Source organism: Amycolatopsis sp. DG1A-15b, assembly GCF_030285645.1.
Lineage (GTDB): Bacteria > Actinomycetota > Actinomycetes > Mycobacteriales > Pseudonocardiaceae > Amycolatopsis.
The window spans coordinates 4,631,968-4,656,774 of record NZ_CP127296.1 but is presented as its reverse complement, the minus strand read 5'-3'; the positions used below and the strand labels follow the sequence as shown (position 1 = coordinate 4,656,774).

General features: G+C 72.5%; 18 protein-coding genes and 1 pseudogene. 11 read left to right on the top strand and 8 right to left on the bottom strand.

Annotated elements, in window-relative coordinates; all coding sequences use genetic code 11:
• Nucleotides 1–180: 180 nt before the first annotated feature.
• From QRY02_RS21180 to QRY02_RS21170, 3 genes are read right to left on the bottom strand one after another with little or no spacing between them, the layout of a single operon-like run.
• The gene (locus QRY02_RS21180; RefSeq protein ID WP_285993261.1) at nucleotides 181–1,374 is read right to left on the bottom strand and encodes a cation:proton antiporter; all 1,194 of its coding nucleotides are present in this window, start codon (nucleotides 1,372–1,374) and stop codon (nucleotides 181–183) included.
• A gap of 7 nt (nucleotides 1,375–1,381) precedes the next feature.
• A complete protein-coding gene (locus QRY02_RS21175; protein ID WP_191316029.1) occupies nucleotides 1,382–1,864 on the bottom strand; it encodes a cation:proton antiporter regulatory subunit in 483 nt (160 codons plus the stop codon).
• A gap of 37 nt (nucleotides 1,865–1,901) precedes the next feature.
• On the bottom strand, nucleotides 1,902–2,270 hold the full coding sequence (locus tag QRY02_RS21170; RefSeq protein WP_285993260.1) for a DUF4267 domain-containing protein: 369 nt from the start codon (nucleotides 2,268–2,270) through the stop codon (nucleotides 1,902–1,904).
• Nucleotides 2,271–2,383: 113 nt separating this feature from the next.
• Here QRY02_RS21170 and QRY02_RS21165 point away from each other — a divergent pair, with 113 nt between their 5' ends.
• The 6 genes from QRY02_RS21165 to QRY02_RS21140 all read left to right on the top strand — a co-directional run bounded on the left by QRY02_RS21165 (nucleotide 2,384) and on the right by QRY02_RS21140 (nucleotide 11,606).
• Nucleotides 2,384–2,929 (top strand): TetR/AcrR family transcriptional regulator, encoded by a 546-nt coding sequence (locus QRY02_RS21165; protein WP_285993884.1) that lies wholly within the window; start codon nucleotides 2,384–2,386, stop codon nucleotides 2,927–2,929.
• Nucleotides 2,930–3,020: 91 nt separating this feature from the next.
• Nucleotides 3,021–3,725 carry a (d)CMP kinase gene (gene cmk / locus QRY02_RS21160; RefSeq protein WP_285993883.1) on the top strand — a complete coding sequence of 235 codons (705 nt, stop codon included), beginning with the start codon at nucleotides 3,021–3,023 and terminating at the stop codon, nucleotides 3,723–3,725.
• Nucleotides 3,722–4,381 carry a lysophospholipid acyltransferase family protein gene (locus QRY02_RS21155; protein WP_285993259.1) on the top strand — a complete coding sequence of 220 codons (660 nt, stop codon included), beginning with the start codon at nucleotides 3,722–3,724 and terminating at the stop codon, nucleotides 4,379–4,381. Before cmk ends, QRY02_RS21155 begins: the two co-directional genes overlap by 4 nt.
• A gap of 17 nt (nucleotides 4,382–4,398) precedes the next feature.
• A complete protein-coding gene (gene der / locus QRY02_RS21150) occupies nucleotides 4,399–5,865 on the top strand; it encodes a ribosome biogenesis GTPase Der (RefSeq protein WP_285993882.1) in 1,467 nt (488 codons plus the stop codon).
• 324 nt (nucleotides 5,866–6,189) lie between these two features.
• The gene (locus QRY02_RS21145) at nucleotides 6,190–10,122 is read left to right on the top strand and encodes a Pls/PosA family non-ribosomal peptide synthetase (RefSeq protein WP_285993258.1); all 3,933 of its coding nucleotides are present in this window, start codon (nucleotides 6,190–6,192) and stop codon (nucleotides 10,120–10,122) included.
• 80 nt (nucleotides 10,123–10,202) lie between these two features.
• The gene (locus QRY02_RS21140) at nucleotides 10,203–11,606 is read left to right on the top strand and encodes a M1 family metallopeptidase (protein ID WP_285993257.1); all 1,404 of its coding nucleotides are present in this window, start codon (nucleotides 10,203–10,205) and stop codon (nucleotides 11,604–11,606) included.
• A gap of 13 nt (nucleotides 11,607–11,619) precedes the next feature.
• Here QRY02_RS21140 and QRY02_RS21135 read toward each other — a convergent pair whose 3' ends face one another.
• Nucleotides 11,620–12,456, bottom strand: coding sequence for a class I SAM-dependent methyltransferase (locus tag QRY02_RS21135; protein ID WP_285993256.1), 837 nt, complete (start codon nucleotides 12,454–12,456; stop codon nucleotides 11,620–11,622).
• Between QRY02_RS21135 and QRY02_RS21130 the strand changes: the two genes are divergently transcribed.
• The 4 genes from QRY02_RS21130 to QRY02_RS21115 all read left to right on the top strand — a co-directional run bounded on the left by QRY02_RS21130 (nucleotide 12,451) and on the right by QRY02_RS21115 (nucleotide 18,621).
• Nucleotides 12,451–12,900: a hypothetical protein gene (locus tag QRY02_RS21130; protein ID WP_285993255.1), complete on the top strand. Its 450-nt coding sequence runs from the start codon at nucleotides 12,451–12,453 to the stop codon at nucleotides 12,898–12,900. The genes QRY02_RS21135 and QRY02_RS21130 overlap by 6 nt on opposite strands.
• Nucleotides 12,901–13,045: 145 nt before the next feature.
• Nucleotides 13,046–15,340, top strand: a complete 2,295-nt coding sequence (locus QRY02_RS21125; RefSeq protein ID WP_285993254.1) for a glycosyl hydrolase family 95 catalytic domain-containing protein — start codon at nucleotides 13,046–13,048, stop codon at nucleotides 15,338–15,340.
• Between the two features lie 25 nt (nucleotides 15,341–15,365).
• The gene (locus tag QRY02_RS21120) at nucleotides 15,366–17,645 is read left to right on the top strand and encodes a glycosyl hydrolase family 95 catalytic domain-containing protein (protein WP_285993253.1); all 2,280 of its coding nucleotides are present in this window, start codon (nucleotides 15,366–15,368) and stop codon (nucleotides 17,643–17,645) included.
• A gap of 67 nt (nucleotides 17,646–17,712) precedes the next feature.
• On the top strand, nucleotides 17,713–18,621 hold the full coding sequence (locus QRY02_RS21115) for a peptidylprolyl isomerase (RefSeq protein ID WP_285993252.1): 909 nt from the start codon (nucleotides 17,713–17,715) through the stop codon (nucleotides 18,619–18,621).
• Between the two features lie 10 nt (nucleotides 18,622–18,631).
• On the opposite strand, the gene QRY02_RS21110 is transcribed toward QRY02_RS21115, so the two are convergent.
• The 3 genes from QRY02_RS21110 to QRY02_RS21100 form a co-directional block, all read right to left on the bottom strand.
• On the bottom strand, nucleotides 18,632–20,374 hold the full coding sequence (locus QRY02_RS21110) for an FAD-dependent oxidoreductase (protein ID WP_285993251.1): 1,743 nt from the start codon (nucleotides 20,372–20,374) through the stop codon (nucleotides 18,632–18,634).
• Entirely contained in the window at nucleotides 20,371–22,119 is a 1,749-nt protein-coding gene (locus tag QRY02_RS21105; protein WP_285993250.1) for a maleylacetate reductase and hydroxyquinol 1,2-dioxygenase domain-containing protein, read from the bottom strand. The genes QRY02_RS21110 and QRY02_RS21105 overlap by 4 nt, the downstream gene beginning before the upstream one ends.
• A 132-nt stretch (nucleotides 22,120–22,251) precedes the next feature.
• Nucleotides 22,252–23,127 (bottom strand): helix-turn-helix domain-containing protein, encoded by an 876-nt coding sequence (locus tag QRY02_RS21100; RefSeq protein WP_285993249.1) that lies wholly within the window; start codon nucleotides 23,125–23,127, stop codon nucleotides 22,252–22,254.
• Between the two features lie 82 nt (nucleotides 23,128–23,209).
• Here QRY02_RS21100 and QRY02_RS21095 point away from each other — a divergent pair, with 82 nt between their 5' ends.
• Nucleotides 23,210–23,959, top strand: coding sequence for a DUF4184 family protein (locus QRY02_RS21095; RefSeq protein ID WP_285993248.1), 750 nt, complete (start codon nucleotides 23,210–23,212; stop codon nucleotides 23,957–23,959).
• Here QRY02_RS21095 and QRY02_RS21090 read toward each other — a convergent pair.
• Nucleotides 23,933–24,804 (bottom strand): annotated as a pseudogene (locus tag QRY02_RS21090) (PDR/VanB family oxidoreductase). The gene QRY02_RS21095 and the pseudogene QRY02_RS21090 overlap by 27 nt on opposite strands.
• Nucleotides 24,805–24,807 lie beyond the last annotated feature (3 nt).

Here is a 24,807-nt window from a genome sequence, read left to right as displayed (position 1 = left end):
TCGGCTCGCACGGTGTCCAGCCCCATCCGATCGAGGTCGGCGATCGTCGCCGCGTGCGTTGCCGTGTTCAGTGCCCCCAGGCCGCCCTGGGGGCGGTCGCCGGCGGCGGCGAGCACGGCGTCGTGGTCGGTGGCGGAGCTGTCCAGGAGGCCGGCCAAGACCGTGTTCGCGGTCGTCGCGCTAGTTTGCCTCGGCCGGTGCCCTCTTCGGGGCCGTTTTCCGTTGCAGGGCGCGGGCGATCGGCTCGACGACCCGGGCCGCCGTCGGGCCGAGGATCGCCATCAGCAGGACGTAGGCCGTGGCCAAGGCCGCCAGTTCCCCGGTGACCGCGCCCGCGGCCACCGCCAGGCCGGCGATGACGATCGAGAACTCGCCTCGCGCCACCAAAGCCGCGCCGGCGCGGGCCCGGCCCATCTTCCCGATGCCCTGGCGGCGCGCGGCCCACCAGCCCGTGCCGACCTTCGTCAGCGTCGTCACGACCGCCAGCACGATCGCCCAGCCGAGCACCGGCGGGATCGACGCCGGGTTGGTGTTGAGCCCGAAGACCACGAAGAACACCGCGGCGAACAGGTCACGCAGGGGCTCCAGCATGCGCGTCGCGTTCTCCGCCGTCGAGCCGGAGATCGCGATGCCGAGCAGGAACGCCCCGACCGCCGCCGACACCTGCATCGCCGACGCCAGCCCGGCCACCAGCAGCGCCGCGCCGAGGACCTTGAGCAGGAACACCTCGCGGTCCGGGCTGTCGACGGCCGCCGAGACGTACCGGCCGAACTTGAGCGCGACCACCAGCACCACGGTGATCACCAGCAGCGAGATCCCGACCGCCTCCAGGCCGCCGAGCAGGGAGACGCCGCCCAGCACCGCGGTGAGGATCGGCAGGTAGAGCGCCATCGCCAGGTCCTCGAACACGAGGATCGAAAGCACCACCGGCGTCTCGCGGTTGCCGAGCCTGCCGAGGTCGCCGAGCACCTTGGCGACGATCCCGGACGACGAGATGTACGTGACGCCCGCCATCACCATCGCGCCGACCGGGCCCCAGCCCAGCAGCAGCGCGACGGCCGCGCCGGGAGCCGCGTTGAGGACGATGTCGAGCAGGCCCGCCGTCCACGAGCGGCGCAGCCCGGTGAACAGCTCGGCCGCGGAGTACTCGAGGCCGAGCAGCAGGAGCAGCAGCACGACGCCGATTTCACCGGCCAGGTGCGTGAAGCCGCCGATGTCGGTCAGCGGGATCAGCCCGCCTTGGCCGAAGCAGAGGCCGCCGAGCAGGTAGAGCGGGATGGGGGAGAGGCCGATCTTGCCGGCCAGGCGCCCGAGCACGCCCAGCACGAAGAAGACCGCCCCCAATTCGATCAGGGACAGCGCGGTGTGGTCCATCGGCCGCTCAGCCGTACTTGAGGATCTTGACGGCGGCTTCGAGTCCCTCGCTCGTGCCGACCGCGACCAGCAGGTCACCCCCGGTGAACGTGAAGTCCGGGGTCGGCGACGGGTGCACCTGCCCCGCCCGCGCCACCGCAACGACCGAGACGCCGGTGCGGGTGCGCATCGCGGTGTCGCCGAGCGTCCGGCCGTCGAACGGGCCGGACGGCTTGATCGGCAGCTGCCGCGTGCTGATCCCCGGCAGGTCCCGGTGCTCCTCCGTCAGCTGCGCGACCAGCTGCGGCGCGCCGAGCAGGTTGGCCAGCGCGCCGGCCTCGTCCGCGGTGAGCGGGATCGAGGCGGCGCAGGCATCGGGATCGTCCGATTTGGACACGATCAGCTCGATGTGACCGTCCCGCTGGGTGACGACGCCGATGCGGCGGCCGGTACGGGTGGCGAAGTCCTTGCGGACCCCGATGCCGGGCAGGGGAGTTACTTCGACGTTCACCCAACCACCGTAACCCAGGTGTCCGATTCGCGGGATTTCAGCCGAGCAGCAGGAGCAGCCCCGCGACGGCCATCACGGCGGCGGTCAGGCCGTGGACCCCGAAGGCGATGGCCTTCTTCCCCCGGTGGCGCAGGATGATCAGCATGTCGAAGACGGGCCAGACGGCTGCGGTGAGGATGACCCAGCCCAGCGCGTGCGGGTCGCCGTAGATCATCAGGGCCAGCGGGACGAGCCCGGCCCCGACGTCGCGGCCGCCCTTGACGTTCAAGAAGGTGTCGGCGTTCTCGGGAACCTCGTTGAAGCCGAAGCCCGCGGCGATCTTCTTCGGCGCGAAGAGGTAGTTGAGGCCGACGTAGATGATCCCGAGCGAGACGATCGCGACGAGGACGTAGCCGGTGACGAGCATGGTGTTTCCCTCCAGTTTTCTAGCATCGCTAGGATTTCTAGCAACGCTAACCTAGCGGCGCTAGTTTGTCTAGCAGTGCTAGCATGTGACGTATGACCCAACGGCAACGGCGTGTGCGCGACCGGACCGAGCGAGGGCAGCGGATCGTCGCCGCGGCCAGGGAGCTCGCCGAGGCGGAGGGCTGGGACGCGGTCACCACCCGGCGGCTCGCGGGCCTGATCGAGTACAGCCAGCCGGTGCTCTACAGCCACTTCCCGGGCGGCAAGGACGCGATCATGGCGGCGGCTGCCCTGGAGGGCTTCACGGAGCTGGCCGCGACGCTGGTGGCGGCCGGTCCCGGCGGCCTGGCCGGGGTGGTGGAGGCGTATGTGGCCTTCGCCGAGGCGAAACCGGGCCTCTACGACGCGATGTTCACGCTCGCCTCGGAGCTGCGCTTCGCCGAGGACGACACCCCGGAGGTGATGAAGGCGTGCTTCGCGGAGCTCCTCGCGGTCGTCGAGCCGGCGGCGAGGGGGCAGGACGCGGGCGCGCTGACCGAGGTGTTCTGGAGCACGTTGCACGGCCTGGTGACCCTGGATCGCGGCCACCGGCTGTCCCCGGCCCACCGTGACGAGCGCCTCGCGCTGGTGGTGGCGCGCTTCGGCGCCCGGGGCGACTGATCTCCTCCACACCCCGACCGGCAGAATGGGGACGAAGCCGAACGGGACGAGTAACGCGAGGAGAGTGCCGGTGACGGGAGCCCTACGTGGTGTGGTCGCGCTGGACGGCCCGTCGGGGACCGGGAAGACCACCGTCGCCCGCAAGCTCGCCCAGCGCCTCGGGGCCGGCTACCTCGACACCGGGGCGATGTACCGGATGGTCACCCTCGCCGTGCTGCGCGCCGGGGTCGACCCGGCCGACGCGAAGGCCGTCGCCGCCCTGGCCGACCGGGCCGAGTTCAGCATCGGCACCAGCCCCGAACGGCCCGAGATCCGCCTGGCCGGCGAGGACGTCGCCGCCGACATCCGCGGGCCGGAGGTCACCAAGGCCGTCTCGCCCGTGTCCGCCGTCCCGCACGTGCGCGAGCTGCTGGTCGCGCGGCAGCGGCAGATCATCGACGACGTCGTGGCGCACCGCGGCGGGATCGTCGTCGAGGGCCGGGACATCGGCACCGTCGTCGCGCCGGACTCGCCGCTCAAGGTCTTCCTGACCGCCTCGGCCGACGTCCGCGCGTCGCGCCGCAGCACCCAGGACACCGCGGCCGGGCGTCAGTCGTCGGTCGCCGACGCCCTGGCGAGCGTCGAGCGCCGCGACCGCCTCGACTCGACCCGTGCCGCCTCGCCGCTGCGCGCGGCCGACGACGCCGTGCCCGTCGACACTTCGGAACTGTCGATCGACCAGGTGATCGTCGCCCTCAGCGAGCTCGCCAGCCACCGCGGCCTGCTGGCGGGGTGCAACGCCGAGGTAGCGCGATGACCGCTGACGGATTGCCGGAAGGCTCCGTCGGCAGGCTCCACGACGCCGGGCGGGTCTTCGCCCGGTACTATCTGCGCTCGGCCTTCCGCATCCGGGTGCACGGCCGCGAGCGCGTCCCCGCCACCGGGTCGCTGCTCGTGATCGCCAACCACAGTTCCATGATCGAGCCGCAGCTGATCTTCGGAATGCTTCCGCGGCGTTCGGCGTTCCTGGTCAAGGCCGAGATGTTCGGCGGGATCGTCGGCAAGTTCATGCTGGCGATCGGGCAGATCCCGCTCAAGCGCGGCGAGATCGACCGCAAGCCGCTGCTCACCGCGGTCGGCGTCCTGAAAGACGGCGGTGTCGTCGGGATCTTCCCCGAAGGCACCCGCGGTCGCGGGGACGTCGGCGCGGCCGAACGCGGCGCGGCCTGGCTGGTCCGGGCCTCCGGCGCGACCGTGCTCCCGGTCGCGACACGGGGGACGCTCAAGCCTGCCGATGGCAAACGACGGTTCCGGCCGCGGGTGGACATCCTCGTGGGCGAGCCGTTCTCGCCGAAGGTCGGCCCCGGGAAGACCGGGCTCGACCAGGGCACCGAAGAGCTGCGCGGTGAGCTCGCGGCGCTCGTGAAGACTTTGGACGACTGGCGTGCCGAACACGGATTCGGTGCGGTATAAGGGAAATTGGGTCAGTGATGGAAGAGTTGGACAGCGTCGGCGAAGTCGACGGCACCTGGTCGGAAGAGACCGAGTTCGCCGCGCTCGACGCGCAGATCGAGGCGGCCGAAGCGGCCGAGGAGGCCGCGCTCGCACAGCCGGTGCTCGCCGTCGTCGGCCGGCCCAACGTGGGCAAGTCGACGCTGGTCAACCGCATCCTCGGCCGGCGCGAAGCCGTCGTGCAGGACGTGCCGGGCGTGACCCGCGACCGCGTCGCCTACGACGCCTACTGGGGTGGCCGCAAGTTCACCCTGGTCGACACGGGCGGCTGGGAGCCGGACGCGACCGGGCTGCAGGCCTCCGTCGCCGCCCAGGCCGAGCTGGCCATGCAGACCGCGGACGCGGTCCTGCTGGTCATCGACGCCTCGGTCGGGGCCACGGCCACCGATGAAGCCGTCTCCAGGGTGCTCCGCCGCTCGAAGAAGCCGGTCCTGCTGGCCGCGAACAAGGTCGACGACGACCGGCTGCTCGCGGACACCGCGTCGCTGTGGTCGCTCGGCCTCGGCGAGCCGCACCCGGTCAGCGCGCTGCACGGCCGCAGCTCCGGCGACCTGCTCGACGCCATCCTCAAGGCCCTGCCGGAGTCGCCCCGCGAGGGCGGCGCCGTGACGTCGGGGCCTCGGCGCGTCGCGCTGGTCGGCAAGCCGAACGTGGGCAAGTCGAGCCTGCTCAACAAGCTTTCCGGCGAGGAGCGCTCGGTCGTCGACTCGGTGGCCGGCACCACCGTCGACCCGGTCGACTCGCTGGTCGAGCTGGACGGCGAGACCTGGCGGTTCGTGGACACGGCGGGTCTGCGCAAGCGGGTCAACTTCGCCGCGGGCGCCGAGTACTACGCGTCGCTGCGCACCAAGACGGCGATCGACGCGGCCGAGGTTGCGATCGTGCTGCTGGACGCGGCCGAGCCGCTGTCCGAGCAGGACCTGCGGGTGCTGACCATGGTCGTCGAGGCCGGCCGCGCCTGCGTGCTGGCGTTCAACAAGTGGGACCTGGTCGACGAGGACCGCCGCCACGCGATGGTCCGTGAGCTGGACCGCGGCCTGGTCCGCGTCCCGTGGGCGGAGAAGGTCAACATCTCGGCGCTGACCGGCCGTTCCGTGCGCAAGCTCGCGCCGGCGCTGCGGACCGCGCTGAAGTCGTGGGACCAGCGGGTGCCGACCGGCCAGCTCAACGCGTGGCTGTCCGACCTGATCGCGGCCACCCCGCCGCCGGTCCGCTCCGGCAAGCAGCCGAAGGTGCTGTTCGCGACCCAGGCCGGCATCCGCCCGCCGACGCTGGTGCTGTTCACCACCGGCTTCCTCGAGGCGGGCTACCGCCGGTTCATCGAGCGCAAGTTCCGCGAGCAGTTCGGCTTCACCGGCACCCCCGTCCGGGTGAACGTCCGGGTCCGCGAAAAGAAGGCCCGGCCGGTCGGCGGAAAAGCGGCCCGGTCCACCAAATCCCGCTGATTTCCCGACCCGTTTCGGACGACACGCGTACCTGAACGGACGACACGCGTGCCGGGATGGACGACACGACGAATCGTCGGTGATCCGGCGTGTCGTCCGGCCAGATACGCGTGTCGTCCGTCTGAGTACGCGTGTCGTCCGGCCGGGTATGGCGTGAGGTCCGACACGCTCGCGTGACCCTGTGGATATCTTTTGGTGATCCGGGGGTATGGTGAAAGGTCGTTGCGGGCGCCTCAATCGGAGAGCTGGCCCGGTTGAGGCTCCCGAAAGGTGAGTGGTGGGCTTGCGCGCCCATGGTTTTGTCCTGCCCGGGGTGAGTGGCCGATGACCGTCACCATCGAACCCACGGGATCCGCCGCCGAGGTGACGCCTGCCCCGGTCGCCGACCGGGCCCTGTTCCGGTCCGGTCTCGGCGCCGCCGAGCGCACCCTCCTCGACGTCCTCGCCGCCACCGCCGAGCGGCACCCGAACGCCGCCGCGATCGACGACGGCACCACCACCCTGACCTACCGGCGGCTCCTCGAGGAGATCGATGCCTACGGGCGCCGCCTCAAGGGCTACGGCGTCGGCCTCGGCGACCGCGTCGGCATCCGCATCTCCTCCGGCACCGCCGAGCTCTACATCGCGATCCTGGCCACCCTGTCCGTCGGCGCCGCGTACGTGCCGGTCGACGCCGACGACCCGGACGAGCGCGCCGAGCTGGTCTTCGAAGAGGCCCAGGTCGCCGTCGTCGCCACCGACGGCAAGATCAACGTCCACAGCACCCCGGGCGGCCGCGACGGCACCCCCGGCCCGGGCGACGACGCGTGGATCATCTTCACCTCCGGCTCCACCGGCAAGCCCAAGGGCGTCGCCGTCACCCACGCGAGTGCGGCCGCCTTCGTCGACGCCGAAGCCGAACTGTTCCTCGCCGACGAGCCGATCGGCCCCGGCGACCGCGTCCTGGCCGGGCTCAGCGTCGCCTTCGACGCCTCCTGCGAAGAGATGTGGCTGGCCTGGCGGCACGGCGCCTGCCTGGTCCCGGCGCCCCGCGCGCTGGTCCGCACCGGCGTCGACCTCGGCCCGTGGCTGGTCGCGCAGCGCATCACCGTCGTCTCCACCGTGCCGACGCTGGCCGCGCTGTGGCCCGCCGACGCGCTCGAAGACGTCCGCCTGCTCATCTTCGGCGGCGAGGCGTGCCCACCGGAGCTGGCCGAACGCGTCGCCGTCGAAGGCCGCGAAGTCTGGAACACCTACGGCCCGACCGAAGCCACCGTCGTCGCCTGCGCCGCGCAGCTGACCGGTGACGGCCCGGTCCGGATCGGCCTGCCGCTCGCCGGCTGGCAGCTCGCCGTGGTCAACGACGAGGGCGAGCCGGTCGCCATGGGCGAGACCGGCGAGCTCGTCATCGGCGGTGTCGGCCTGGCCCGCTACCTCGACGCGGCCAAGGACGCCGAGAAGTTCGCGCCGCTGCCGTCGCTGGGCTGGCAGCGCGCCTACCGCTCCGGCGACATGGTCCGCGCCGAAGAGGAAGGCCTGCTGTTCCTCGGCCGACTCGACGAGCAGGTCAAGCTCGGCGGCCGCCGCATCGAGCTGGGCGAGGTCGACGCCGCGCTGCAGGCCCTGCCGGGCGTGCAGGGCGCGGCCGCCGCGGTCCGCCGCACCAAGGCCGGCAACCAGGTCCTCGTCGGGTACGTCGTCCCCGGCGGCGCTGTGTTGGATGCCGCCTCCGCGGGGAAGAGTGCGTCGGCGGGCTTCGACCTCGACCAGGCCGCGACGCGCCTGCGCGAGCACCTGCCCGCCGCGCTGGTCCCGCTGCTCGCCGTCGTCGACGATCTGCCGACCCGCACCTCCGGCAAGGTCGACCGCAACGCCCTCCCGTGGCCACTGTCCACAGTGGAGGCTTCCGGGCTGACCCCGACCGAGACGTGGCTCGCCGAAGGCTGGGCCGAGATCCTCGGTGTCTCGGTCGACAGCCCGAAGGCGGACTTCTTCACCCACGGTGGCGGCAGCCTGACCGCCGCCCAGGTGGTCGCCCGCATCCGCACCCGGCACCCGCAGGTGTCGGTGGCCGACATCTACGCCCACCCCAGGCTGGGCGCGCTGGCCGCGATGCTGGACGCGCTGAGCGGCCAGGCCACCGAACGCCGGGACATCGCGCCGACGAAGCGCCGTGCCGGGGTGGTCCAGACGCTGCTGATGGTCCCGCTGATGGGCCTGGTCGGGCTGCGCTGGGCGACGCTCGCCGCCGCGCTGTCGAACGTCCTGTCCCTGCTCGGGTTCGCCTGGGCGCCGACGCTGAGCTGGGCGTGGATCGGCCTGGCCTGGGTGGTGCTGTTCAGCCCGGCGGGCCGGATCGCCATCGCCGCCGGCGGCGCGCGCGTGCTGCTTTCCGGCGTCCGCCCCGGCACCTACCCGCGTGGCGGCAGTGTCCACTTGCGACTCTGGACGGCCGAGAAGCTCGCGGAGTTTTCCGGTGCGGACAGCGTCGCGGGCGCGTCCTGGATGACGACCTACGCGAAGGCGCTCGGCGCGCGGATCGGCAAGGACGTCGACCTGCATTCGCCGCCGCCGGTCACCGGCTTCCTGAAGCTGGGCCGCGGTGCCGCGATCGAGCCCGAGGTCGACCTGACCGGCCACTGGGTCGACGGCGACGTCGTGCACATCGGCAAGGTCCACGTGGGCGCCGAAGCCCGTGTCGGCGCGCGCAGCACGCTGTTCCCGGGTGTCCGCGTCGGCAAGGGCGCGGAGATCGCGGCCGGGTCGACCGTCCGCGGCGTGGTCAAGGCCGGTCAGCACTTCGCCGGTTCACCCGCGGCGCCCGTCGGGAAGGACGGCAAGGACGCGAAGGACGCGCTGAAGTGGCCGTCGAGCCGCCCGCCGCGGTCGCACTTCTGGTCCGCCGTCTACGGCGTGACCTCCCTGGCGCTGGGGTTCCTGCCCGGCGTGGCCGCGCTGGCCGGCGTCGCCGTGCTGGGCTACGCGATCGCCGGCGCCCCGACGCTCCTGGACGCCTTCACCCGCACGCTGGTCTTCGTCCCGGTCGCGACCGCGGCGTACTTCGGCACGTACATGCTGCTCGTGCTGGTCGGCGTCCGGTCGCTGAGCATCGGCATGGTCGAGGGCTACCACCCGGTGCACGGCCGCGTCGCATGGCAGGTCTGGGCGACCGAACGCCTGATGAGCATGGCCCGCGAAGGCCTGTTCCCGCTGTACGCCAGCCTGTTCACGCCGGTGTGGCTGCGGCTGCTGGGCGCGAAGGTCGGCCGCAACGTCGAGGCGTCGACGGTCCTGGCGCTGCCGAAGATGACCAAGGTCGACAGCGGCGCGTTCCTGGCCGACGACACGATGGTCGCCACCTACGAGCTCGGGCACGGCTGGCTGCACGTCGCTCCGGCCCGGATCGGCAAGCAGGCCTTCCTCGGCAACTCGGGGATGACCGCGCCCGGCCGCTCGGTGCCGAAGCGCGGCCTGGTCGGCGTCCTGTCCTCGACGCCGCTGAAGGCGAAGAAGGGCTCGTCGTACCTCGGGATGCCGCCGCTGCCGGTCCGCCGCGCGATCGGCGACGCCGACACGAGCCGCACCTACACCCCGGCGCTGCACCTCAAGGCGGCGCGGGCGCTGGTCGAGCTGTGCCGGATCGTCCCGGTCATGTGCGGGGTCGCGCTGACCGTCGTGGTCGCCTTCGGGCTGCTGTGGACGGCGACGGCGTTCGGCTTCGGCGTCGCCGCGCTGCTGGCCGGGCCCGCGCTGCTGGCCGCCGGGATCGTCGCGGCGCTGACCGCGACGGTGATGAAGTGGCTGCTGGTCGGGAAGTTCCGCGAGGTCGACCACCCGCTGTGGAGCTCCTTCGTCTGGCGCAACGAGCTGGCCGACACCTTCGTCGAGGCGTTCGCGGTGCCGTGGCTGATCGGCTCGGTCGGCGGCACGCCGCTGCTGACCGCGTGGCTGCGCACGATGGGCGTCAAGATCGGCCGCGGCGTCTGGCTGGAGACGTACTGGCTGCCCGAGGCGGACCTCGTCTCGCTGGGTGACGGCGCGACGATCAACCGCGGCTGCGTCGTGCAGACGCACCTGTTCCACGACCGGATCATGAGCATGTCTCCGGTGACGCTCGGCGAAGGCGCGACGCTCGGCCCGCACGGCATCGTGCTGCCCGGCGCCGGCATCGGGGCCCGGACGACGGTCGGCCCGGGCTCGCTGGTGACCCGCGGCGACGAGGTGCCGGCCGACACGCGCTGGCTGGGCAACCCGATCTCGGCCTGGCCGGGTAAGTAACGAAAGCAGGACCAGGCGCGCCGGACTCACCCATCCGTGCGAGCCTGGTTCCAGCACGCACGACGAAAGGTTCGCCACGGGTGATTTCGAAGGCTCCCGCTCCCGGCGCGGACACCTCCGGCGACCCCTACCTGCCCGCGCACGGCAACGGCGGTTACCGGACCCGGCACTACGACCTGAGTCTCGACTACAAGGTCGCGCCGAACCGGCTCTCGGCGGCGGCGGTGATCACCGCGGAGGCGACGCAGGCGCTTTCCCGCGTCAGCTTCGACTTCGGCGAGTTCCGGATCAACCGCGTGCTCGTCGACGGGAAGCCCGCGAAGTACCTCAAGCGCGGCACCAAGCTGCACGTCAAGCCGGCGAAGTCGATCCCGGCGGGTGGGGCGTTCATCGTCGAGGTCCACTACGTCGGCAACCCGCGCCCGGTGGGGAGCCGATGGGGTGACGTCGGCTGGGACGAGCTGACCGACGGCGCGCTGGTGGCGAGCCAGCCGGTCGGGGCGCCGTCGTGGTTCCCGTGCAACGACCACCCGTCGGACAAGGCGGCCTACCGGGTGAGCGTGACGACGGCGTCGCCGTACCTGGTCGCGGTCACCGGCACCCTGGTCGAGCGCTCGACGTCGGCCAGCACGAGCCGCTGGGTCTTCGAGCGGCCCGAGCCGACGGCGACCTACCTGATGAGCGTCCAGATCGGCCGCTACGACGACGTCGAGCTGACCGGCCGCGGCTGGGGATCGCCCGCCGGCCTCGGTGCCCGCGTGCTGAGCCTCGGCTTCGGCCGCGGCGGCGTCGAGTCGGTCACCCCGGCTGTGCCGCAGCGCGCGGCGGTGCCCCCACGGCTGCGGCGGGCGTTCGAGCGGGACTTCGGGCGGCAGGGCCGGATGATGGAGTTCCTGCAGCGGCTGTTCGGCCCGTACCCGTTCGGCGAGTACGTCATCGTGGTCACCGACGACGACCTCGACGACCCGATCGAGGCCCAGGGCATGGCGATCTTCGGCGCCAACCACGTCGACGGCCGCCGCACCCACGAGCGGCTGGTGCTGCACGAGCTGGCCCACCAGTGGTTCGGCAACAGCCTGACGGTGGCCGACTGGCGCCACATCTGGCTGAACGAGGGCTTCGCGACGTACGCCGAGTGGCTGTGGTCGGAGGAGTCGGGCGGCCAGCCGGCTTCGGCCCTGGCCCGCAGCTGGCACGCCCGCATCAAGGCCAAGCCGGCGGACGTCCGGATCGCCGACCCGGGGGTGGCTCGGATGTTCGACGAGCGCGTCTACAAGCGCGGCGGGCTGACGCTGCACGCGCTGCGGGCCGAGATCGGGGACCCGGCGTTCTTCGCGCTGCTGAAGTCGTGGGCCGAGGAACACCGGCACGGGCTGGTCACGACGGACCTCTTCGTCGCCGCGGCCGAGGCGCACGCGGGGCGTTCGCTGCGCGGGTTCTTCACCCGCTGGCTGGAGACGCCGGCGCTGCCGCCGCTTCCCTGAAGCGGTCCGCCGGTCAGGGGCGAGTCGCGCGCACCAGCCAGACCGCGCCGGTGATCCGGACGCCTTCGGGAGTTTCGTACGCCTCGAGCCCTTCTCGCAGCTGTTCCCGCGTCCGTTCGACGACGTCCGGGGTGAGGCCGGCCAGGTTCACGCGCACCGGGCCCTGACCGAGGATGAACTCGGCCGCGTCGGCGGCGTCCCGGCCGTAGTCCATCGGTGCGGTGACCGGTTCGACGTCGATCGTGCCGAACCCGGCCGCGTCCAGGACTTCGCGGATCCGCTCCGGCTCGACCAGGGATCCCATGCCGCGCGACGAGGGCGACGGTGCGCGCAACAGCGGCTTGAGCGCCGCGGTGGCGCGGGCGTAGTCGCTTTCCGGGCCGCCGCCCTGCGGGCCGAGGAACACCAGCCGGCCACCGGGCCGCAGCGCCCGCCGGATGTGGGCGAACGCGGCCACCGGGTCCCCGAAGAACATCACCCCGCCCCGGCTGATCGCGACGTCGAAGCCGGCGTCGGGGAAGGGGTGGACCTGGGCGTCTCCCCGGTCGAACCGGACGTTGCCGATCCCGTGGGCGGCCGCGTCGGCGCGGGCGCGTTCCAGCATCGGAGCCGAGAGGTCGACGCCGACGACGTGTCCGCGGGTGGCCCGCTGGGCCGCCAGCAGCGTGACGTGGCCCGTGCCGCAGCCGACGTCGAGGACGTGGTCCTCCAGGGCGATCGCGGCGGTGCGGAAGAGGCTGTCGTTGAAGGCGCCGACCATGGCGTTGTACCGGGCGCGGTGGCGTGCCCAGTGCACGCCTTCCCAGCCGTTCCAGGCCTCGGCGGCTTCGGCGTTGGCGACGGCGTGCATGACGGCCTCCCGGCGATCGCCGGCGACGCCGAGCCGGTGGCGACGATGGACCGGCCGTGGTTCCCGGAGGCGCTCGCCGCCCCGGTCGCCGAAGCCCAGCTGCGGCTGCACGTCCGGGGCACGCGGGAGATCCTCGGGCGCGTCGCCCCGATCGTCGAGATGCTGCGCGCCGCCGCCGCGGCCGACCCGGCGCTCGCCGGGCAGTGGGACGACGGGGACCCGCGCTTCACCGTGCACCTCGAGGCCGCGCGGGCGCTGGTCGCCAAGCCCGGCGCCCGCGCCGGGGTGACCGCCGAGCACGCTGCCGATGTGCTGTTCGGGGTGCTCAGCCCGGAGCTCTACCAGGTGTTCGTCCGCGACCGCGGCTGGTCGGCCGAGCAGTGGGAGAAGTGGGCCGGCGACACCCTGGCCGCTCAGCTCTGCCGCCGGGAGATCGACTCCTGACGCTGGCGCCGCTTCCCGGATTCATCGGATGTCTCTGCCGCTTTCCGAGTGAACTCCTCTGGTCTTTTGGGTACCTCTCTGCAAGTATGACCGCACGCCGCCGCATGATCTCGCCGAAACGTAGTATGAATTCGGAGGATGCTTCATGGACGCAGTGTCCCGGCGGACGGTGCTCCGCTCTGCCTCGGTCCTGGCCGGGGCCGCCGCCTTCGGGGGCCTGTGGGCCCGCGCCGCCCCACCGGCGCTCGCCACCGGAGGGAATCCCCACCGGGATGTCGCCGCCGACGCGCGGATGATCTGGCGGCGGCTGCCGAAGAACTGGCAGGAAGGCCCCTTCCTCGCCAACGGCTACCTCGGCGCGCAGGTCTACGCCGGGAAGACGCCGCAAGAGCTCAAGCTCATGCTGAGCCACACCCAGGTGCAGGACCAGCGGATCCAGTGGGAAGCGGGCATCGGGCTGTCCCGCCTGCCCATCGGCTACCTCACGCTCACCCTGGCCGGCGCGATCACCGCCGTCGACTGGACCCTCGACCTCTACAACGCCGAGCTCGGCGGCACCATCACCACCACGCGGGGCTCGGTCGCCTTCTCCGCCGTCGTGCACAACGACCTGAGCGTGCTGCTCGTTTCGCTGACGCCGAGTGCCGGGGAAACGGGCGCCACCTGGGCGTTCCAGCCGCTGGAGTCGGCGACCACCCGGACCGTCCGCAAGCCGCCCGAGTACGTCGCCAACCCGGCGCCCGAGGTTGGTGCCGGGTACTGCGCGCAGCCCATGCTCGCCGGCGGCGGGTACACCACCGCGTGGCAGGAACGCGCGATCGGCACGCGGCGCCTGCTCGCCGCCGCCATCGCCTACAGCTTCCCGGGCACCACGCACACCGCGGACGCGCGGGCCGCCGTCCGGAAAGCGCTTGCCGCCCACCCGGACGCCCTGCTCGCCCGCCACCGGCGCTGGTGGAACGACTACCACCGGCGCAGCTTCGTTTCGGTGCCCGACAAGCAGGTGCAGCGGTTCTACTGGATCCAGCTGTACAAGATCGCGGCCGCCACCCGCGCGGAAGGGCCGGTCGTGTCCGAATGGGGGCCGTGGTTCCCCGAGGTCGGCAACAGCTGGACCGCGGTCTGGTGGAACCTCAACGTCCAGGTCACCTACCCGATCGTCAACAGCAGCAACCACCCCGAACTCGACGCCGTCACCGAGACCTTCCGGCGCGACCACGCGAACCTCGAGGTGTCCGTCCCGCCCGCGTACCGCGACGGCGACACGTTCGCCCTCTCGCACCCGGGCGACTGGCGGCTGCGCCCCGGCGGCACGCGCTCGGTGGGTGTCCCCGGGACGACGTCCAAGACCGACCAGACCGGGAACCTGTTGTGGGGCCTGCACAACGTGTGGCTGGCCTACCGGCACCACCTGGACAAGCGCGTGCTGCGCGATGTGCTGTACCCGACGCTGGCGAAGGCGCTGAACTTCTACCGGCACTTCCTGTTCACCGGCCCGGACGGCTCGCTGCACCTGCCGCTGACCCGGTCGCCGGAGTACGCCGACGCGCCCGACTGCACCTACGACCTCTCGCTGATCCGGTGGGCGGCCCGCACGCTCGTCGATGCCGCCCGGATCCTGTGCCTCGACGAGCCGCGCGTGCCGATCTGGCGGGAAATCGGCGCGAAACTCGTGCCGTACCACGAAGACCCCGCGAACGGCGTGCTGATCGGCGACGGCGTCCCGCTGGCCGCCTCGCACCGCCACTTCTCGCACCTGCTGTGGCTGTACCCGCTGCGCGAGAAGGTCTGGGACGCCCCCGGCGACCGCGACATCATGACGCGCACCTTCACCCACTGGGCCGCCGACCAGACGGCGTGGCACGGCTACAGCTACGCGGCCGCGTCGTCGATGAACTCGGTGATGGACGCCCCCGAGGAAGCGTTGCGCTACTTGAAGTTCTTCCTCGACCGGAACGTCGTGGCCGACACCGAACTGACCGCGAACACGATGTACCGCGAGGGGTCCAACTTCGCGATCGAGAGCCCGATCACCGCCGCCCAGTCCGTGGTGGACATGCTGATGCAGGGATCCGGCGGCGTGCTCAAGGTCTTCCCGTCGGTGTCGGCGACCTGGCGTGAGGCCTCGATCGCCGGGCTGCGCGCGGAAGGCGCGTTCCTCGTGGACGCCTCCCGCCGCGACGGCCGGACCGAATTCGTCCGCGTGCACAGCGAAGCCGGCGAGCCGCTGGTTCTCCAGCACGGCGTCACCGGGGACGTCGACGTCCGCGACGAGCACGGCCGCCGGCTGTCGTGGCGGCCCGCCGGGCCCGGCCGGATCGCGATCGCGTTGCGCCGCGGTGGCGCCGCCGTCGTCACCCCGCGGGGCGGCCGGCCGGACTTCGCGCCGCGGGACGTCCCCGCGCTCGGCCCCGCCCCGGCGTGGGGCCTGCCGAGCTGAACCCGCTCTTCGACAAGGAGGTCGAATGGACATCACCCGCAGGACCGTGCTCGGCGGAGCGCTCGCCGCGCTGGCCGCCGCCGGCTTGACCCCCGCGTTCGCGGAAGCGGCCGCGGCACCCGGAAGCGACGACTTCGGCTGGGCCGGGTTCCTCGGCACCGCGGACCTGTACTGGCGGCGGCTGCCGAAGACCTGGTACGAGGGCCCGTTCCTGGGCAACGGGTTCCTCGGCTCGGGCATCTACGCCGAACCGGGGCAGAACGCGATCCGGTTCAACGTCCAGCACAGCCAGGTCCAGGACCACCGCCCGGAGTTCGGCTCGCTGTTCGGCCTGGCGCGGCTGCCGATCGGGTACTTCACGCTCGAGCCGGTCGGGGCGATCACCGCGATCGACTGGCGGATGGACCTGTGGAACGCCGAGCTGACCGGCACGATCACCACGGCTGCGGGCAGCCTGAGCCTGCGCGCGATCGTCCATACCGGACAGTCGCTGCTCGCCGTCGAGATCCGCCCGTCCGAAGGCGAACGCGGGTTCCGGTGGGTGTTCCACCCGGCGGTGGCGGTCAGTCCGCGCGCCGATCCGGTGTGGAACAAGCCGCCGCCGGCCGGGTACACCGCGAACCCGCCGGTGCAGCTGTCGGCGAGTGGTGACGCGCGGCTGGCGGTCCAGCCGCTGCTGGCCGGCGGCGAGCACGTGACGGCGTGGCGTGAAGTGACGCGCGGCGGCGCGCGGACCCTGTACACGTCGGTGGCGTGGTCACACCCGGAGAAGACGTCGGTGACGCGGGCGCTGGGCACGGTCCGCCGGGCGGCGGAGTTCGGCGCGCTCACCCAGGACCACCGGCGCTGGTGGCACGGTTACTACCGGCAGAGCTTCCTGTCCATACCGGACACCCGGTTGCAGAGCTTCTACTGGATCCAGTTGTACAAGGTGGCTTCGGCGGCCCGGCGCGAGGCGCCGGTGATGGCGACCTCGGGGCCGTGGCTGGAGAACACGCCGTGGCCGGCGACGTGGTGGAACCTCAACGTCCAGCTCGAATACTGGCTCATCCACGGCTCGAACCACCTGGAACTGGACGCGGTCGGTTACGCGCTGGACAAGTACCGCGCCAACCTCACCAGCCAGGTGGCGCAGCCGTACCAGGCCGATTCGGCGGGGATCCCGCGGACGACCGACATGACGCTGCTCAACGGCGTCTCGAACGCCACCAGCGGGTTCCCCGTCGGAGTGCCGGGGCAGGACACGCCGACGCCCGAAGTCGGCAACCTGACCTGGGCGCTGCACAACGTGTGGCTGTCCTACCGGCACACGATGGACCGGAAGCTGCTGCACGGCACGCTGTTCCCGTTGCTGCGCAAGGCGATCAACTACTACCTGCACTTCCTCGCGCCCGGGCCGGACGGGAAGCTGCACCTGCCGCCGACGTTCTCGCCCGAGTACGGCGTCAACGCCCCGGACTGCAACTACGACCTCTCGCTGATCCGCTGGGGCTGCAAGACGCTGCTGCAGACGGCGCCCGGCGATCCGCTGGCGCCGAAGTGGCGGAACGTCCTGGCGACGCTGGTGGACTACCCGGCCGACGCCAACGGCTACATGATCGGCGCCGGCGTGCCGTTCGCGAAGTCGCACCGGCACTACTCGCACCTGCTGCAGATCTACCCGCTCTACGACGTCACCTGGGAGCAGGCGGAGCACCGGGCGATCATCGAGACGTCGCTGAACCACTGGGTCGGCTTCGAAGGGGCGCTGCAGGGCTACACCTTCACCGGAGCCGCGTCGATCTCGGCGCAGATGCTGCGCGGCGAGCAGGCCGCGTTCTACCTGGGCGAGCTGCAGCGGCGGTACATCCAGCCGAACACGATGTACAAGGAGTCCGGGCCGGTCATCGAGACGCCGCTTTCGGCGGCGAAGTCCCTGCAGGACATGCTGGTGCAGAGCTGGGGCGGAGTGGTCCGGCTGTTCCCGGCGGTGCCCGCGGCGTGGGGCGACGTCGCGCTGCGGGACTTCCGCACCGAAGGCGCGTTCCTGCTCAGCGCGTCCCGCGCCGGAGGGAAGACGCGCTGGCTGAAGGTGCACAGCGAGGCCGGAGCGCCGTGCGTGCTGCGGCCGGGCATCGACGGCGAACTCGCGGTGACGGACGCCCGGGGCCGGGCCCGGCGCTGGCGGCGGCTGGCCGGCGGGGACGTCCAGGTCGAACTCGGGTGCGGTGAAGACGCGTTCGTGTACCGGAAGGGGGATCGGCCGGACTTCGGCGTCCGGCCGGTCGCGCCGGGCGGGGCGAGTGCGCCCTGGGGCCTGCCGTGATCGGCGTTTCCGCCACGGAGAGGCGGTCCTGACGGCAGTATGGTGCTCTCCGACGAGGGGAGCGTGGATGAGTGAGCCGGACGGCAGACCGGAGCACGGTCGACCGCCGTACCACTACCCGCAGTGGCAGCCACCGGTGCCGCCGAAGCAGACGTCCCCGGCCGCCGTGGTGCTGATCAGCGGGTCGGTCGGGGTCGTCATCCTGATGGTGCTGGCCTTCCTGGCCTGGGGGTATCCCGGGTTCCTGCGCGAGCCGGACGGGCGGGGGGACGTCACGCCGGGACACTGGCCCGCCGCTTCGGCGACGGTCGTGACCCCGACGCCCACCGGGCCGAGCACCCCGGTGGCGCTGCCGGGCGCCCGGGCCCCGATGCCGAAGCGGACGAAGCCGCTGGCCGACCCGGTGACGTGCGCGTTCACCCCCGACGCCGGCTCACCGGCGCCGAAGAACGTCGCGCTGCCGCCCGACGGGCCGGCGCCGTCGACCGGGACGATCGGCGTGCGGCTGGCGACGACCGCGGGCGACCTCGGCCTCACCCTGGACCGCGCGCTGGCGCCGTGCACCGTGGTGAACTTCCTGAGCCTGGCGAAGCAGCGCTTCTACGACGGCACGTCGTGCCACCGGCTGTCGGTGACGACGGGACTGCAGATGCTCCAGTGCGGCGACCCGGTCGGCGACGGCACCGGCGGCCCGGGCTACACGATCCGCGACGAGCTGTTCCCCGAGCTGACCTACGGCCGCGGCGTCGTCGCGATGGCGAAGACGACCGCCCCGGACTCCGGCGGTTCCCAGTTCTTCCTGGTCTTCGGCGAGACGAACATCCCGCCCGAGTACACGGTGTTCGGCAGCATCGACGACCCCGGCCTCGAGGTCCTGGATCGGGTCGCCCGCGGCGGCATCGACACGTCGAAGCCGGGCATCGGCGACGGCAGCGGTCCGCCGAAGACTCCGGTGACCTTCACCCGCGTTTCTTGACCGTGCCCGGTCACGCGCGGTCGAGGAGACTCCGCAACGCGTTCAAGAGGGCTTTGGCGGGGGTGGGGGACTGCGTGGCGTGGCGGTGGGCGACGTAGCCGTCGGGACGGATCAGGAGGCAGCCGTCCTCGTCGATGCCGCTCAGGCGCGACCAGTCGCCGTAGGCGTCGCGGACGCCCGGGTCGCCGATGCGGACCGTCCGCAGGTCCAGGCCCAGGTCGGCGCCGACCTTGGCCGCCGCGTCGAGCCACGGCGTGCCGGTGAGCCCGGTCAGGACCGTCCAGCGGCCGCCGCCGACGAGGTCCAAAGTGGACAGCCGACGCCCGTGCGGCCCGACCAGCCACGCGTGCGGCAGCTTCGCCCCCGGCTCGGTGCTCGGCCGGTGGAACAGCTCGGGATCGGGGCCCGGAACCGGCGGGACGCCGTCGGGCAGCACGGCCCCGGACACGTACCGCTGATCCAGCTCGACGCCGTGCGCGTTGAACTCGTAGTGCTTGAGCTCGATCGCCTGCTCCAGTTCACGCCGTTTCCGCGCCCCCTCGGCCGTCGGCGCGAGGCAGGTCTCGAGCCCGGCCGTGATGCCGTCGGCGTCGGTGTCGCCGGAGATGCCGAGTGCGGCGAAGATCGGCCCGAACTGGTCGCGGCTGAGGTTCGCCCGGTCGACGATCTGCTTGCCCACCGGCGCCCGTTCGGCGGTGTAGCTGTCCAGCAGCCCCTCGCCCGCCTCGCCACGCAGCACCATCGCGAGCTTCCACGCCAGGTTGTAGGAGTCCTGGACGGACGTGTTCGAGCCCAGCCCGTTGGACGGCGGGTGCCGGTGCACGGCGTCCCCGGCGCAGAACACCCGGCCGGCGCGGTATTCGGTCGCGTAGTTGTGGTTGACCGTCCACAGTGACGTCGAGGTGATCTCGACGTCCAGGGAAGGGTCGCCGACCAGGTCGCGCACCAGCCGCGTCGCTTCCTCGGCGTCGACCTCGGGTGGCGGCTGGGCGATGTCGTAGCCCCAGGTCAGCAGCCATTCGTTCCACGGCCGCACCATCCGGACCAGGCCCATCCCGATCCCGCCCAGGTGTGCGCCCGGCCGCATCACCCAGTACAGGACGCTCGGCCGGTGCGCGACGTACCGCGCGAGGTCGGCGGTGAACGTGATGTTCATGCTGCCGGCCTTGCCGGTCTGCCCGGCGATCGGCAGCCCGGCCTGCTCGGCGACCCGGCTGCGGGCCCCGTCCGCGCCGATGAGGTACTTGGCGCGCAACGTGAACTCGTCGCCGCGCACCCGATCGCGGAAGCGGGCCGTGACGCCGGTGGCGTCTTGGGTGAAGTCGAGGAATTCGGTGTCCAGCCGCAGTTTCGCGCCCCGCGCGGCGGCTTCGCTCACCAGGATCGGCTCCAGGTAGGTCTGCGGCAGGTCGATCATGTGGCACGGGCTGGCGGCGGCGTATTCGGACGCCGACCGGTCACCGGTGCCCCAGCTGGCGATCCGGCCGATCTCCGGCCCGGTCAGCGACGTGCAGAGCACGGTGTCGCCCATCAGCTCCGGCGGCGTGCCCGCCGCGAGAGCCTTGTCCTCGACGCCGAGGTCGCGCAGCACCTCCATGGTGCGCTGGTTCGTGATGTGGGCGCGGGGCGTGTTGGCCGTCCAGCCGTACTTGGTGGCCAGCACCGTGGGCACGCCGTAGGTGGCGAGCAGCAGCGCCGCCGAGCCGCCGGCCGGGCCGCTGCCGACCACGATGACGTCGGTGTCATAGCTCATGCGTCGCTCCCTGAAATCCGGAAGGTGAAGTGGAGCCCTTCGCTGAAGTCGACGATCAGGCCGTCCTTCACGCCGAACACGGTGTCCGAGTCGAGGTACTCGCCGCCGGCGACGAACAGCTGCGTGATCAGCGTGCGGTAGCCGGGTTTGGCGATCATGAAGTGCACGTGTGGCGCCCGATAGGGATGCCTCCCGACGGCGTCGAGCATTTGCCCGACCGGGCCGTCGGCCGGGATGGGGTACGCGCTCGGCACGATCGTCCGGAAGCGCAGCCGCCCCTCGGCGTCGGTGCGGAAGCGGGCCCGCAGCACCGGACCGTCGACGTCGGGCAGCTGGACGTCGTAGAAACCGTCCTCATTGGACTGCCAGACGTCGACGACCGCGTCCGCGACCGGCACGTCCGCCGTGTCGACCACGCGGATGTCCGCCGACAGGGGCGTCCCGGGCAAGCCGGAGGCGAGGTCGGCACCCTGCGGGGTCTCCGGCGGGCCGTCCACGTAGAACGGGCCGAGGACGGCCGACGGCGTCGTGTCCGGCGTCCGCGAGTTGGTCAGGACGTCGACCACGCTCGACACGCCGAGGGTGTCCGACAGCAGGATGAACTCCTGCCGCGTATCGGTGGTGATGTGCCCGGCGCGGGTCAGGAAGCCGATCGCGTACTCCCACTCGGCCTGGGTGAGGTCGGTGCGGATCACGTAGCCGTGCAGGGTTTCGACGAGGTCGGTCAGCAGCAGGCGTACCCGGTCCGGTGCCCCGTCGAAGCTGTCGACGACCTGCTTCGTGAGCGCCTTGAGGCTCGGGCGCGCGGCCGGGCGGGTGCCGCGCCACGCCTGGCGCAGCAGGTCCGCTTCCGGTTCGCCGTCGAGATCGGCTTCGGTGAGCCCGAGTTCGGCCAGCGAATGCGGAATCGGGAGCGACGCGGCCAGTTCGAAAACCTCCGAAGCGTCGTCGAGGCCTTGGTGCGCCATGACGTGGGGGAGGAGGACGGCGTGGGTCTCGGCGTGCGGCAGGCCGAACTTGCCGCCGAGGTGGTGGCAGAGCCGGTGGTGCAGGCCCATCGACACGGCGTCGAGGCACGTCCCCGCGAGCCACGCGCCGCGCAGCGCGTCGGTGCGAGCGTCCACATCGGACGGATCGGCGGCGATCCGCGGCAGGGCGTTCGTGAGCAGCTTCGTCGCCTCCGCGGCGAGCAGGTCGGTCATCGGGTTGGCGTCCGGGGCGTAACGTGCTTCGACGGCGTGGGCGAGCGCATTCAGCCCGCTCGCCGCCGACACGGATACCGGCAGCGAGAGGGTGAGCGACACGTCGTAGAGGACGGTCTCCGGCCGCACCGCCGGGGTCCGCTGGGTGGTCTTGCGGCCGTCGGCCGTCTCGCCCAGGACCGACGTCAGCTCGGAACCCGCGTACGTCGTCGGGACGATCAGCTGCGGCAGGCCCGTCCGCAGAGCGATCGCCTTGGCCAGCCCGGTCGCCGAGCCGCCGCCGATCGCGACGACACCGTCGACGTCGTGCTCCGCGACGACCTTGAGCGCGCGTTCGGTGACGTCGACCGGGGTGTGCATGGTGGCGTCTGCGAAGCGCGCGGCCGAGCGGGGCCCGAGCGCCGCCGCGGCCCGGTCGCCGTGGCGCGGACGGCCGATCAGCAGGACGCGGCCGAGCCCGAGCCGGTCGGCCTCCGCGCCGAGCGTGCCGAGCGAGCCGAAGACCACCCGGACGGGGTTCGCGGCGTAGCTGAACGAGGTCATGGAGGCAGTATCCGGCGGTGCCGAGGCGCGGTCCTGCACGTTCGTGCTGTCCCACGGCACGAAACGCGTGTGTCATTCGGGGCTTCGCCCCGGCCGGGGGCTCCGCCACCCGGACCCCCGCAAGAGGGTGTGTCAGCGGGATCGGCGCAGCGCAGCCGGTGTCGTGCCGAGCTGGGCGCGCAGCACCCGCGTGAGGTGCTCCTGGTGGGAGAACCCGCAGCGGACGGCGATCTCGGCGATCGGGTCGTCGCCCGTGCGCAGCAGCAGCCCGGCCTGTTCGACGCGCAGCCGCAGCAGGTAGCGGTGCGGCGGCAAGCCGGTGCGGGCCTTGAACCGGCGGGAGAACTGGCTGACGCTCAGCCCGGCGAGCGCGGCCAGGTCCGCCAGCGGCACCGGCTCGGCCAGCCGTTCGGCCATCAGGTCGCGGACCCGCGCGAACTGGCGGTCGGAGAGGCCGCGCGCCGGCTCGGGCCCGGGGACCCGCCCGGCCCGGTGCCGGCGCACGAGCTGCGCGGCGACGAGGGCACCGAGCTGGTCGGCGTAGGTGCGAGCGCCCGGCTCCCAGTCGCGGACGACGCCGTCGAGGCCGAGCACGAGCTGTTCGAGCAGCGGATCGTGGCTGCCGAGCTCCTCGGCGAGCCGCACGGGCGCGTGTTCCCCGGCGGCGTCCTGCACGGCGTCGTCGGTGAGGTAGACGTGCACGGTGTCGAGCGCGCCGCCGAGTTCGACGGACAGCTCGGCGTGCGACGGCTGCAGGAAGAGCCCACCGGCGGGCATCCGCCGGCTCTGCTCGCGCGTGGTCCCGACCCCGCGCCGCACGGTCACCGGGCCGTCGACGTGCAGGATCAGCTGATGGCTGCGGGCGGCCCCGAACTGAGCGCGATAGGGACGTTCCCGCTGGCGGGAGACGTAGACCCGGTCCCAGCCGAGGCCGGCGCTGGTCCGGTCGGGGCGGACCCAGGGCAGCGCGAGGATGCCGTTGGTGTCGGCCGGCCCGAGTTCGCCCACGCTGCCTCCTCGACGTCGAGGCTGAGCGCGATGGTACCCGCCCTAAGCTGGGCGGCCGGACAATCAGACACGGGGGAGTCCGTTGCCCTTCACCTTCGCGCACCCGGCCGCCGTGGTGCCGCTGGCCCGGTGGCTGTGGCTGCCCGGCCTGGTCGCGGGTTCGCTCGCGCCCGACGTCGCCTATTACCTGCCCGTCCCGGGTGGCGCTCTGACCCACGAGCCCGTCGGCCTGGTGAGCGTGGACCTGCTGCTCGGGCTGGTGCTGGTGGCGGCGGGGTACGCGGTCCTCGCGCCGGTCCTGGCGTTCGCGCCGGCCGGCTGGCGGGAGCGGGTGCCGCGCCCGGCCGGCCGCGTCCCGTGGCTCGGCTCGGTGGTCTCGGTCGTCGTGGGGGCGGCGACCCACCTGCTCTGGGACGCCTTCACCCACACCGGTGGCTTCGCTGTGCGGCACTGGAGGTGGCTGCGGGTTTCCGTCGCCGGCCCGCACCGGCTGTACAACGTGATCGGGTACGTGTCGTCGGCCGGCGGCCTGTTCCTGCTCGCGGTGCTGGTCGTGCGCTGGTACCGCCGGGCACCGCGGGCCGATCGGACGTGGCCGGCGTTGCCCCGCGCCGGCCGGACGGTGGTGGCGGCCGGGCTCGGCGCGGGACTGGTGGTGGGAGCGCTGCTCGGGCTGACCGACCCGGTGAGCCGGGTCAGCGGCTACGACTGGGTGCGGTGCCTGCTGATCGGCGCGGTCCGCGGCGGCGCCCTCGCGGCGGCCGGTTATGTCGTCGCCTGGCCGCTGATCAGCCGGCGGATCCGATCAGAGGTCCAGCACGAGCCGCGGTGACAGCGCGCGGGACACGCACGGGTACATCCGGCCCGCAGCGGCGCCGATGTCGTCGCGGTGCTCGGGTTCCCCCTCGACGACCGTGATCTCGCAACTCCCGCAGACCCCTTCCCGGCACGCGGACGGCACCGGGCGGCCGGCGTGGTTCAGCGCGTCCAGCAGCGACTCGTCCGCCGGGACCTGGATCGTCCCCCGGAACGGGCGCACACCACCTCGAACGGGGTGTCCGGCCCGAACGTCCGCCGGGTGGGCTCGAACCGTTCGGTGTGCACCCGCGGGAACACCGCCTCGGCCGCGTCCACCATCGACGCCGGGCCGCAGCAGTACACCTCCGCGACCGGGAACTCCGCCGCCAGCGCCGCGAAATCGGGGCGCTCGAGCCGCACGCGATCGCCGTACCGCGCAGTGAGTTCCGCGGCGAACGGCCGGGACCGGCCCGCGTACACCAGCGTCACCGCGGCACCGGAAGCGACGGCGGACCGCAGCATCGGCACGATCGGCGTGATCCCGATCCCGCCCGCCACGAACAGGTATTCCGCCGCCGAGAACAGGGGGAAGTGGTTGCGGGGCCGCGAAACCCGCAGCGTCCGGCCCGGTTGCAGGAACAGGTGGACGTACTCCGAGCCACCGCGGCTCAGCGGGTCGTGGCGGACCGCGACGCGGTAGGCCGAGAGGTCACCGGGGTCGCCGCACAACGAGTACTGGCGCGTCAGCCAGTTCGGCAGCTCCAGGTCGATGTGCGCGCCCGGCTCCCACGGGGCCAAGGGACCTTCGTCACCGCGCAGGACCAGGGCGACGACGTCGCCGGTGACGTGCTCGACGCGTTCCAGGATGGTTTTCTGCATGTC